12 protein-coding genes are annotated in these 11,158 nt (G+C 59.3%); 1 reads left to right on the forward strand and 11 read right to left on the reverse strand.

The genetic code is table 11. From position 1 onward, the window contains the following. The 4 genes from ACC569_RS12295 to rpsP all read right to left on the reverse strand — a co-directional run. Positions 1-185, reverse strand: a 185-nt coding sequence (locus tag ACC569_RS12295) for a 50S ribosomal protein L19 (RefSeq protein WP_372523827.1), incomplete at its 3' end; no start/stop codon positions are given. Next, a complete protein-coding gene (trmD, locus tag ACC569_RS12300; protein WP_372523828.1) occupies positions 182-940 on the reverse strand; it encodes a tRNA (guanosine(37)-N1)-methyltransferase TrmD in 759 nt (252 codons plus the stop codon). The genes trmD and ACC569_RS12295, both read right to left, overlap by 4 nt. Before the next feature lie 168 nt (positions 941-1,108). Beyond that, positions 1,109-1,624, reverse strand: a complete 516-nt coding sequence (gene rimM / locus ACC569_RS12305) for a ribosome maturation factor RimM (protein ID WP_372523829.1) — start codon at positions 1,622-1,624, stop codon at positions 1,109-1,111. Between the two features lie 6 nt (positions 1,625-1,630). Next, positions 1,631-1,876 carry a 30S ribosomal protein S16 gene (rpsP, locus tag ACC569_RS12310; protein ID WP_372523830.1) on the reverse strand — a complete coding sequence of 82 codons (246 nt, stop codon included), beginning with the start codon at positions 1,874-1,876 and terminating at the stop codon, positions 1,631-1,633. A gap of 293 nt (positions 1,877-2,169) precedes the next feature. Between rpsP and aceB the strand changes: the two genes are divergently transcribed. Further along, the gene (gene aceB / locus ACC569_RS12315) at positions 2,170-3,774 is read left to right on the forward strand and encodes a malate synthase A (protein ID WP_372523831.1); all 1,605 of its coding nucleotides are present in this window, start codon (positions 2,170-2,172) and stop codon (positions 3,772-3,774) included. On the opposite strand, the gene ACC569_RS12320 is transcribed toward aceB, so the two are convergent. From ACC569_RS12320 to ltrA, 7 genes are all read right to left on the reverse strand, one after another. Further along, on the reverse strand, positions 3,762-4,646 hold the full coding sequence (locus tag ACC569_RS12320; RefSeq protein WP_372523832.1) for a VacJ family lipoprotein: 885 nt from the start codon (positions 4,644-4,646) through the stop codon (positions 3,762-3,764). The two genes, aceB and ACC569_RS12320, sit on opposite strands and share 13 nt — an antisense overlap. Before the next feature lie 94 nt (positions 4,647-4,740). Then, entirely contained in the window at positions 4,741-5,217 is a 477-nt protein-coding gene (locus tag ACC569_RS12325; RefSeq protein ID WP_372523833.1) for a YbhB/YbcL family Raf kinase inhibitor-like protein, read from the reverse strand. Positions 5,218-5,377: 160 nt separating this feature from the next. Beyond that, a complete protein-coding gene (locus ACC569_RS12330; protein ID WP_372523834.1) occupies positions 5,378-5,932 on the reverse strand; it encodes a transposase in 555 nt (184 codons plus the stop codon). 94 nt (positions 5,933-6,026) lie between these two features. After that, positions 6,027-6,491, reverse strand: coding sequence for a hypothetical protein (locus ACC569_RS12335; protein ID WP_372523835.1), 465 nt, complete (start codon positions 6,489-6,491; stop codon positions 6,027-6,029). Between the two features lie 128 nt (positions 6,492-6,619). Then, the gene (pnp, locus tag ACC569_RS12340; RefSeq protein WP_372523836.1) at positions 6,620-8,713 is read right to left on the reverse strand and encodes a polyribonucleotide nucleotidyltransferase; all 2,094 of its coding nucleotides are present in this window, start codon (positions 8,711-8,713) and stop codon (positions 6,620-6,622) included. Between the two features lie 23 nt (positions 8,714-8,736). Continuing rightward, a complete protein-coding gene (gene rpsO / locus ACC569_RS12345; protein ID WP_372523837.1) occupies positions 8,737-9,006 on the reverse strand; it encodes a 30S ribosomal protein S15 in 270 nt (89 codons plus the stop codon). Between the two features lie 230 nt (positions 9,007-9,236). Continuing rightward, entirely contained in the window at positions 9,237-10,925 is a 1,689-nt protein-coding gene (gene ltrA / locus ACC569_RS12350; protein ID WP_372523838.1) for a group II intron reverse transcriptase/maturase, read from the reverse strand. Positions 10,926-11,158: the final 233 nt, after the last annotated feature.

The raw sequence follows: 11,158 nt of genomic DNA on the forward strand, positions 1-11,158 counted from the left end.
ACCGTGAACGAGGAGTTGTAGCCGCTGTTGCGGCGGGCGATGACCATGCCCTCGAAGGCCTGGAGACGCTCGCGCTCGCCTTCCTGCACCTTCACGTGCACGGTGACCGTATCGCCCGGCGCGAACTCCGGAACTTTCTTGTCCGCCATCATCCGCATTTCCAGCTCTTGCATGATCTTGCTCATTTTTCGACTCCTGACACTTTAAGATGTTCCTGCCGGAATTCTTCCAGCAGCTGTTTTTGCTCGTTGTTCAAGGGCAGCCGTTCCAGCAAATCCGGTCGCCGCAACCACGTCCGTCCCAGCGACTGCTTCAGCCGCCAGCGGCGGATCTTGGCATGGTCGCCGGACAACAACACTTCCGGCACCTTGCGCCCCGCGTAGTCTTCCGGCCGGGTGTAGTGCCCGCAATCGAGCAGGCCCTCCACGAAGGAATCCTGCTGCGCCGAATCCTCGTCGCCGAGCGCGCCGGGAAGCTGGCGCGCAATGGCGTCAATGACAACCATCGCCGCGAGTTCACCGCCGGAGAGGACATAATCGCCGATCGACCATTCCTCGTCCACTTCGCTCTCGAGCAAGCGCTCGTCGATGCCTTCATAGCGTCCCGCGAGGAGAATCATTCCTTCGTGCCTGGACATCTCCAGCACGCCCGCGTGGTCCAACCGCCGTCCCTGCGGCGAAAGGTAAATCACCTTCGCGCCTTTTGCCTGCTCGCCGCGCGCCAATTTGATGGCACGCGCCAGCGGCTCGATCATCATCACCATCCCCGGACCGCCGCCGTAAGGCCGGTCATCCACGCTGCGATGCCGGTCTTCCGTGTAATCGCGCGGGTTCCACACCCGCAAGCTCAGCAATCCGTTCTTGATCGCCCGCCCGGTGATGCCGTAACCGGTTACGGCCTCGAACATCGGCGGAAACAGACTGATGACGTCAATTCTCATTGGCTCTAGCAGGCCGGTGAAAAACTTTTTCGCCGGCCTGCGGTACGGTATATGGACGTACCGTCATTTTTCAAACACGGTTCACATGTTTGAAAAATGCAGCAAAGCAAAAACCACGCTTTTTGCTTTGCTGGCTGAAAAAGGCCATGGAAGGACTTTTTCAGCATTCTAAAACTCCGCGTCCCAGTCCACCCGGATGACCCCTGCTTCGAGATCCACTTCGCGAATGACTTGCTTTGTTGCCGGAAGCAATCGCTCGCGTCCGTTGCGCACCACCATCACGTCGTTCGCGCCGGTATCGAACAGGTAGTCCACCTTTCCGAATTTCTCGCCGGCGAGATTCACCACCTCAAGCCCGACGAGCTGCGCCCAGTAATATTCGCCTTTCTTCAGCGGCGGCAGCTTCGCTAGCCGGATCGCGATTTCGGCGCCGACGAGAGCGCTGGCCTGATCGCGATCGGCGTAGCCGGCCAGCCTGGCGACAACACCCTTGCCCTGCGCGCGCCCTTCTTCGACCACGATCTCGCGCCAATCACCGCCGATTTTCACGAGCCAGGGCGAATAACCGATGATGGCTTCGCGCGGGCGTGCGTAGGAGAACACCTTGACCCAACCCTGCACACCGAAGAGGCCGCTGATCCGGCCGAAAAGCACCAAACCGTCAGGGCGTGACGGATCGGCCATGTGACGTCAGGAGGCGGTGGCCTGCTTCAGCAGCTGCGCCACGCGTTCAGTCGGCTTGGCCCCCTTGCTCAACCAGAACTCCACGCGCGCCATGTCGACGTGGAACTTCTGTTCCTTGGCGGACGCCAGGGGGTTGTAGAATCCGATGCGTTCGATGTTGTTGCCGTTGAGCGCGCGGCGACGGTCCGCGACGATGATGCGGTAATAAGGGCGCTTGTTCGCGCCGCCACGGGCCAGACGTATTGTCACCATTCGTGCTTCCTCTTTGCGTTTAAGACCCGGTCCGACGGACAAGGCCCTGCAAGGTTTGCGAAAGGGCGCGATTTTACCCTTGATACCGGGGGAAATGAAGGGGCCAGGCCGGAAAATCCGCTGTTATTTAGGGACCTGCGCCAAATAAAGTGCCATAAACACGGGTTTGATCCATCGCCCAGCCGCTGCCGCCAGGGCCGGAGGGCCAAGCATCCGATCAGGCTTGCAAATAAGGCCTTACAGGCAGATAAAACACAGAAGACCAACTCACCAGCTTCACAGAGGGGCGAGATATGACCGCGTCTTCATCCATCCCCGCAGGCATGACTCTCCGGGCCGAGGTACCCGCTGATTATGCAAGCATCCTGACCCCGGAGGCGCTCGGTTTCATCGCCGGCCTGGCACGCGCCTTCGAACCCGAACGGAAGCAACTGCTGGCGCGGCGTACGCAGCGACAGGCTGAGCTCGACCGTGGCGTGCGCCCGGATTTCCTGAGTGAAACCCGATCCGTGCGCGAGGGCAACTGGACCATCGCGCCCGTGCCAGCGGAACTGGCGGACCGGCGCGTGGAGATCACGGGCCCGGTCGACCGCAAGATGATCATCAACGCGCTCAATTCCAGCGCCAACGTGTTCCTCGCCGACTTCGAGGATTCGCTGACCCCGACCTGGGATAACCTGATTCGCGGGCAGATCAACCTGCGCGATGCCGTCCGGCGCACGATCAGCTTCGACAGCCCGGAGGGAAAACAATACCGGCTGAATAACTCCACGGCGGTTTTGTTCGTCCGCCCGCGTGGCTGGCATCTGGTCGAGAAACACGTGCTGGTCGACGGGAAGGCGGTCTCGGCCAGTCTCTTCGATTTCGGGTTGTACTTCTTTCACAACGCCAAGGTGCTGATCGAGAGCGGCACGGCGCCCTATTTCTATCTGCCCAAGATGGAAAGCCATCTCGAAGCTCGCTTGTGGAACGAGGTGTTCGTGTGGGCGCAGCAACGGCTGAAGATTCCGCGCGGCACGATCAAGGCGACGGTGCTGATCGAGACCATCCTCGCCGCCTTCGAGATGGACGAAATGCTGTACGAGCTGCGCGATCACTCGGCCGGACTCAACTGCGGCCGCTGGGATTATCTGTTCAGCGCCATCAAGAAATTCAGCCTCGATCCGGAATTCATCCTCGCTGACCGCGGACTGGTCACGATGACCGCGCCGTTCATGCGCGCGTATTCGCAGCTTCTGATACAAACATGCCACCGGCGCAACACACATGCGATGGGCGGCATGGCGGCACAGATACCGATCAAAACCGATCCGGCGGCGAACGAAGCCGCGCTCGCCAAGGTGCGCACCGACAAGGAGCGCGAGGCCCATGACGGCCACGACGGTACCTGGGTGGCGCACCCGGGTCTGGTGTCGCTGGCAAAGGAGGTTTTCGACCGGCTCATGCCCACGCCGAACCAGATACATCGAAAACGCGACGACGTGCACGTGAGCGCCGCCGACCTGCTGGCATTCTCGCCGCAAGCACCGATCACGGAAGCCGGGTTGCGCTACGACATCGGCGTCGGCATCGAATACCTGGGAGCGTGGCTGGCCGGCACCGGCTGCGTGCAGATTCGCAACCTCATGGAAGACGCCGCCACCGCGGAAATCTCGTGCTCGCAGACGTGGCACTGGATACACAGTCCCAAGGGCGTGCTCGCCGACGGACGCAAAGTCACGCTCAACCTGGCGCGCCGGCTGATTCCGGAAGAGCTCCAGCGCGTGCGGACTTTGCTTGGGGGAAGAACATACGCTGCCGGCAAATACGAACTCGCCGCGAAACTGTTCGACCGGTTCATCAGCACCGAACCGTTGCCGCAGTTTCTGACACTCTTGGGTTACGACTATCTCGATTGAGTCGCGCCGTTCCCGGGGCGCGGCGCCGGCGCCGGAGTGTCATCCTCGAACAGTCCCGGCGGCGGCGCTGCCTGCGGCGGGTTGCCGTCGTAAATCTGGTTGCGGCGACTCTGGCGCGAGGCTTCGCGCACGAATATATAAGGATCCTGTCCCGCCGCCTGTTCCAGAATGTCGGAAGCGTCGAGCAGTTGCGCGCGCTTGTCGATCACCTCTACTACGTACATCTTGTCGCGCGTGCCGCTATCTTTCATATGATTCGGCGGATAGGTTTCCCAGTCCACCACCAGCGCCGGGCCGTCGCGCATATTGCTCGGCCCGAAGAACGGCAGCACCAGGTAAGGCCCGTCGCCCACGCCCCACACCGCCAGGGTCTGCCCGAAATCTTCGTTGTGCCTCGGCAGCCCCAGTTTGGTCGCGACGTCGAACAGGCCCACGATCCCGCCGGTGGAGTTCACGAGCAGGCGGCCCAGATCCGAGGCGGCCTGCGCCGGCTTGCCCTGCAACAGGTTGTTCAGCATCACCATCGGTTCATGCAGGTTGCTGAAAAAGTTCGACACACTCTTGCGCACTGGCTTGGGCGTGATCGCGCGGTAGCCTTTGGCGACCGGCTTGAGCAGGTATCTGTCGAACTTGTCGTTGAAGGTATACATGGCGCGGTTGAACCCCTCAAGCGGGTCGTGCGTGTTGTCGCGATCTTCAATAGCACCTTGCGCGTCGGCCTGACCGGCACCCGTACCAGCTTGGGAGGCGGAACCGGGCGCGGCGTCATCTGCGGGACGGTTCGGCACTGTGCCGCAGGCGCTGAGCGTGATTAGGCACAGGCTGCTGAACAGCCACCGGCGAAACGGTCGGAGGGAAATTCTCCAGGACATCCTTGTTGTTCTATTTGAATCCGGTTCAGGCATAGCTTGCCGCCTAGGCTAACGGAGGCGCAGCGGAAATGTAAAGCCTGAATTGCCCGGCGGTTCAGCGCTTGCGCTGGTATCCGCCGATGAGTTCGGCCTGCGCGAGGATGTGGCCGTGCATGGCTTTTTCGAGCTTGGCCTTGGTCGGATGATTCTGGTTGGGCAGCATCGTATCCAGCGCATAAATTTTGTGGAAATAACGATGGCGGCCGACCGGCGGACAAGGGCCGCCGTAACCGGTGCGTTTCCAGTCATTGATGCCTTCGAGAGTTCCTTTGGGCAGATCCTCTGCGTCCGCGTCTTCGGCAAGGCTCGTCGTGCCCGGTGGCAGGTTGTACAACACCCAGTGAACCCAGGTCATCTTCGGCGCCTTCGGGTCCGGCGCGTCGGGATCGTCCACGATCAAAACCAGACTCTTGGCGCCGGCCGGCACGCCGGTCCACGACAGCGGCGGCGACATATCCTCGTCGTCGCAGGTGTAGCGCGCGGGAATATCCGCGTTGTGACGGAATGCAGAAGATGTGATGGTCAATGACATGGCGTGTTCCTCCGTTTCGCGGGCATTAACAGCTATAGTGGCTGCAAAGCAGGCTCCGACCATTATCAACACCGCCAATAAGATTTTTCTTTGTTTCACGGGCATTCTTTCATATCAACGGTACGCGGCAAACGTAAGGCGCGTATCACGCGCCAAATTATTACTCCAATTCACCAAAATCACTACCATCGGTTATCGCTACACTGATTCCCCAATCAGGCGGATAAATACCTTGCGCCACATGCCGATGGAACGTTGAATAAGACCAGTCACCTGCCCGCCCGACATAACCGTGTTTGACTGGATTCCAGTGGATATAATCGACATGACGTCGATAATCGTGTTCATCCCGTATCAGATGTTCCCAGTAGCGATGCTGCCAGAGCGTGCTTTGTTTGCGTTGCCTGCGTTGAACAGTCATGAGATCAGGACGATTCAGACGGGCGCCGCAGAGTTGCGTTACGGTGCGTTTGATGACCCGCCAACGCGTCGAGAAATCACGGTCATTAGGCGGCAATGTCCAGATACAATGCAGATGATCTGGTAGCAGCACCCAAGCGTTGACGGTGAAAGAATGGGATTGCCTCACCAACGCAATGCCTTCCCGCAATGCCGTTCGGACATCGTCATCCAGCAGGAAGGTTTGGCGGCTCAGCGTGTTGACAGTAAAGAAATACGTTCCACCGTCAATATTGGTGCGCCGGTAGTTCGGCATGCAGGGATTATATTTGATCGGCGCGTGATACGCGCCCTACGCTTGCTACCGCGCTAAACCACACAGCAGATTGAGCATTGGGTGCAACGCCGGGTTAGCTGGCACTTTTCAGCAACTTCAAAACTGTAGGTGGAATTGGAGCACCTATACCAACGGCACCATTTGCTTGAACCACAACACCAGCCATTACTCCATGGAACTGATTATTTTCGAGTGTGATTCCGCCAACTTGAATTGAGCGGTCCGAGACGCGCGCCGAGATTTCACCACCGTCAAGCTTGCCGAATGCTATGCTTGTTTCCGACCCAGGGCGGACCTTGTAAAGAAACTTGCCGGACATCTTATCCGTGACCGTGAGTACGCCTGTTACGTTACTCGCAACATCGGTTATCGGGTTATTTACACCTTTATTCTTTAGCACTTCAAAGATCGGCTTTCCTTCTCGCTCAATGAAAACAGAGAGCAGCACCGGGTTGCCCGGCTCTAGGACGAAGTAGCGACCATCGAACACCAGCGGAACCGAGAAGGATGAGAATTCATTACCACCAAAACGAGCCATATCAATGCTCGTTTGTGACAACAACTAAAATAATCCGTTTACCAGCTTAGCCAGATTCAATTGCCGGTACAACGAGCATAAAAAAGGGAGCCGAAGCTCCCTTTTTTAACTGCTTAAGCGCGAAATGCTCAGACAGACTCTTCTTCCAGCGCCTTCATGGACAAACGGATGCGGCCCTGTTTGTCCACTTCCAGCACCTTGACCCTGACGACTTCGCCTTCTTTTAGTTTGTCACCAACGTTCTCGACGCGCTCGCGCGAGATCTGCGAAATGTGCACCAGACCGTCCTTGCCGGGCAGGATGGTGACGAAGGCGCCGAAATCCATGAGTTTGGCGACCTTGCCCTCGTAGATCATGCCGACTTCGATATCCGCCGTGAGCTGCTTGACGCGCCGGCACGCTTCCTGCGCCGCGGCGTTGTCGGCCGAGGCGATCTTGACCGTGCCGTCGTCCTCGATGTCGATGGTGCAGCCGGTCTCCTCGCACAACGCGCGGATAACCGAGCCACCCTTGCCGATCACGTCGCGGATGCGTTCCGGATTGATCTTGATGGCGATAATGCGCGGTGCGTATTCCGAAAGCTCGGCACGCGGCGCGGAAATCACCTTGCTCATCTCGCCGAGAATATGCAGACGCCCTTCCTTGGCCTGCTTGAGGGCGGCATCCATGATTTCCTTGTTGATGCCTTCGATTTTGATGTCCATCTGCAGCGCGGTCACGCCGGTCGTGGTGCCGGCTACCTTGAAATCCATGTCGCCGAGGTGATCCTCGTCGCCGATGATGTCGGTGAGCACCGCGAAGCGCTTGTCTTCCTTGATGAGGCCCATGGCGACGCCCGCCACCGGCGCCTTGATCGGCACGCCGGCGTCCATCATCGACAGCGAGGCACCGCAGACGCTGGCCATGGAGCTGGAGCCGTTGGACTCGGTGATTTCGGACACGATGCGCAGAACATAGGGATACACCGCCATGTCCGGCAGTACCGCAATCATGGCGCGCTTGGCCAGACGTCCGTGACCGACCTCGCGGCGCTTGGGGCTGCCGACGCGGCCAACTTCACCCACCGAGTACGGCGGGAAGTTGTAATGCAGCATGAACGGTTCTTTGCGTTCGCCTTCCAGCGCGTCGATGATCTGCGCGTCACGGCCGGTGCCGAGCGTGGTCACGACCAGCGCCTGGGTCTCGCCGCGGGTGAACAGCGCCGAGCCGTGGGTACGCGGCAACACGCCGGTGCGAATGGTGATGGGACGCACAGTGCGCGTGTTGCGCCCGTCGATGCGCGGCTCACCTGACAGAATCTGATCGCGAACGGTGCGGTATTCGATATCACCAATAATTTTCTGTACCTTTTCCTTCGTGCCCGCGGGTGCGCCTTCGGCGGCATGTTTGCCGACCGCCATCTCGTGGATCTCGGCCACGCGGTCCTGACGGGCGCCCTTCTCTTTAATGCGATAGCCCTCGGCGATGAGTGGACCGAATTCGGTTTGCAGGGTGTTCTTGAGCGCGCTGTCCTCGACCGGCGGCTGCCAGGCCCAGGCTTGCACACCGGCGTCTTTCACGAGTTCGTTGATGGCCTTGATCGCCGTCTGCATCTGCTCGTGGCCAAACATGACGGCGCCGAGCATGATTTCTTCCGACAGCTCCTTGGCCTCGGATTCCACCATCAACACCGCCTTGGCGGTACCGGCGACGACGAGGTTGAGCTGCGAGTCGACGAGTTCCTTGTTACCCGGATTGAGCAGGTACTTGCCGTCCTTGTAGCCCACGCGCGCCGCGCCGATGGGGCCGTTGAACGGAGCGCCCGAGAGCTTGAGCGCCGCGGAGGCGCCGAGCATGGCGACGATATCCGCATCGATGTCCGGATCCACGGAGATCACGGTGGCGATTATCTGGACTTCGTTGGTGAATCCTTCCGGAAACAGCGGGCGGATGGGACGGTCGATGAGGCGCGAGGTGAGAATTTCTTTTTCCGAGGGGCGGCCTTCGCGCTTGAAGAACCCGCCCGGGATGCGGCCGGCGGCGAAGGTTTTTTCCTGATAGTCCACCGTCATGGGGAAGAAATCCTTGCCCGGCATTGGTTCCTTCATCGTCACCGCGGTCGCGAGCACAATGGTTTCGCCCATACTGGCCAAACATGCGCCGCTGGCCTGACGGGCGATTTCGCCGGTTTCCAGGGTAACGGTGTGACTGCCGTACTGAAATGATTTGGTAATTTTTGCCAAGACTATGTCCTCGATGTGCTTCGTTACTTGCGCAGGCCGAGCCGCTCAATGAGCGCGCGATAGCGGTCGCCGTCGGTGCTCTTCAGATACTCGAGCAGCTGGCGGCGCTTGTTGACCATCTTCAGAAGACCGATGCGCGAATGGTGATCTTTGGGATGTGTCTGAAAGTGAGCGGATAATTCTTCGATTTGGGTGGACAGCAGGGCAACCTGGACCTCCGGCGAACCGGTGTCTCCATCGTGAGTCTGGTATTCCTGCATGACCTTTGCCTTGGTCTCGCGGGGGACGGTCATCAATATTTACCTCAGTATGCTGTCAGTTACGCTTCGGGGTGGCTTGGCGGGAGGGGTCGCCCCCTCCCGCCCGCCTTAGAACCGTACGTGTGAGTTTCCACACATACGGCTCCCAGCTGATGCCTGCGCCACCTTTTAAAGGGTGGCGACTTTATCAGCGTCCGGCCAAAATTTCCAGCCGGATATACCTAAAACAGCGTTTCTGTCGGTATTTCCAACAGCTTTTGCTGTCAGGCGTACTCGACGCGATGTACACCGTCGTGGCAATGCCGGTGAACCAGCCAGAGGTTACTCGGGCGGTTATTCCGTCTGTCGCGGTCCAAATGATGCTTTTCCTGCGGATCGTTCCAGTACAGAATGCCCCGGCACCAGACACAACGGTTTCCCTGCTTGGCTATGAGCCGAGCCCGTAACGGCGACCGGCTGTTCCGTACCGCTCTTTCGGACCAGTAGGCCGCCTCCCCGTCGAAGGGCGAACGATCGCCAATCACCTTCACATGCCGGACAATTTCCGTGTCGGCGTGCTGGTGCAGTGACAATTGCTTGTCCCTGAACTCCCAGCGCGTTTTACGGTAGGACCAGTACCGATTGAAGGCCCAGTCCCCCGACTTGTTCGGGTGTCGACGCTTTGCCCAGCGGCGCAAGACCCAGTGAAGCTGGTTGTCCAGCTTCGAAAAGGCCTGCTTCGAGACCACATGCCGGTAATAGTTCGCCCAGCCCCGAATGCGGGGGTTGAGCGCCTTGATCACCTGCTCTTGCGTGGCTCCTCTCAACAACCGGAGAAGCTCGGCAAGGTTGCCCCGATGACGCTGAATGCCATTCTTCGCAGGCTTGATCAGCAGTTTCCGCCCCGCGCCCGATTTCTTCGCATAGTGCCGCACGCTAAAGCCGAGAAAGTCGAACCCCGGAGGGTTTTCCTTCAACGGCATCTTCGTGTGCACGACACGCGTCTTCTCAGGCTTCAGTTCGAGTCCTACCGATTTCAGCCATTCCTCGATGCACTGCCTAGCCTTCATCACGATGTCGAGCGACTCGTGGATGACCACGAAATCGTCCGCGTACCGGATGATGGACATGGAGGCAAGGATCCTATCCCGACCGCATTTCTGACCTTTGGCTTTACTGAACTGCCTCAGGTCTTCCAGGAGTCGTGACTTCACCTCCGTCTCCATACCGTGCAGGGCGATGTTCGCGAGCAGGGGTGAGATGACTCCCCCCTGCGGCGTCCCGCCGTGCGCCGGCATGTATACTTCTCCGTCCATTGCTCCCGCCTTGAGCCAGGCCCGGATTTGCCCGAGCATCTTGCCTTTTAGCTGAAGCTTGGCGAGCAGTGCCGCGTGGTCGATGCGGTCGAAGCATGCCGAGATATCGGCATCCAACACGTAAGCGGTCTTACCGCTGAGTGCATGGAAAATCGCTCCAATCGCATCGTGGGCGCTGCGTCCCGGCCGAAAACCGTAGGAGTGTGGCTCGAAGCGAGCCTCCCATTCCGGTTCCAGCGCGAGTTTCATCAGCGCCTGCGTCGCCCGATCCCGCAGGGTAGGGATACCCAGGGGTCGTTTCTCTTGCTTGCCCGGCTTCGGAATCCAGACGCGGCGAACCGCGTTAGCCCGGTACCGGAGTCTGAGGGTGTCGGCTAATTTCAGCCGATCCTCAGGAGCAAGATCGGCCACGCCGTCAACACCGGGCGTTGTCTTGCCCGAGTTGTCCTGCGTGACCTGCCTGACGGCGAGAAGCCTCGCCGCCTCCGAGCGCATCAGAAGCTTTTGGAGCTTCCGAATGCGCTCACTCTCATCGCGTCGCGCTGCCTGATAGATTCGCTCTTGGAGTCGGGCAACATGGAATCGAATAGATTTCCAATCGAGTTGCTCCCATGTTCCCCGTGTACCGACAGAACGCATCGCTGCGTTCTGTGTCACGGTCATTCTCCTGTTTGCATAAACCTACCAAGGATCATCGCTTGGGGTCCGTCTGCCCGTCCGCTGTATTGGACGTTCCGGCAACGAGCCGGATATCTCAGGCATTACCCTGAGCGTTCCGCTTCTGACCCCATCCTTCCAGTTACGTGCTTGCGGATTGACTGGTCCTGCTCCGTGAACCACCGGAGAGCGCGTAAATGGTTACCCCGTTCGACCTGTCCTATTTGCGTTGC

The organism is Sulfuricaulis sp., from assembly GCF_041499725.1.
Taxonomy (GTDB): Bacteria; Pseudomonadota; Gammaproteobacteria; order Acidiferrobacterales; family Sulfurifustaceae; genus Sulfuricaulis.

Coding starts and splice junctions, on each gene's coding strand:
- trmD (WP_372523828.1), bottom strand. CDS start 940: ATGAGAATTGACGTCATCAGTCTGTTTCCGCCGATGTTCGAGGCCGTA.
- rimM (WP_372523829.1), bottom strand. CDS start 1,624: ATGGCCGATCCGTCACGCCCTGACGGTTTGGTGCTTTTCGGCCGGATC.
- rpsP (WP_372523830.1), bottom strand. CDS start 1,876: ATGGTGACAATACGTCTGGCCCGTGGCGGCGCGAACAAGCGCCCTTAT.
- aceB (WP_372523831.1), top strand. CDS start 2,170: ATGACCGCGTCTTCATCCATCCCCGCAGGCATGACTCTCCGGGCCGAG.
- ACC569_RS12320 (WP_372523832.1), bottom strand. CDS start 4,646: ATGTCCTGGAGAATTTCCCTCCGACCGTTTCGCCGGTGGCTGTTCAGC.
- ACC569_RS12325 (WP_372523833.1), bottom strand. CDS start 5,217: ATGTCATTGACCATCACATCTTCTGCATTCCGTCACAACGCGGATATT.
- ACC569_RS12330 (WP_372523834.1), bottom strand. CDS start 5,932: ATGCCGAACTACCGGCGCACCAATATTGACGGTGGAACGTATTTCTTT.
- ACC569_RS12335 (WP_372523835.1), bottom strand. CDS start 6,491: ATGGCTCGTTTTGGTGGTAATGAATTCTCATCCTTCTCGGTTCCGCTG.
- rpsO (WP_372523837.1), bottom strand. CDS start 9,006: ATGACCGTCCCCCGCGAGACCAAGGCAAAGGTCATGCAGGAATACCAG.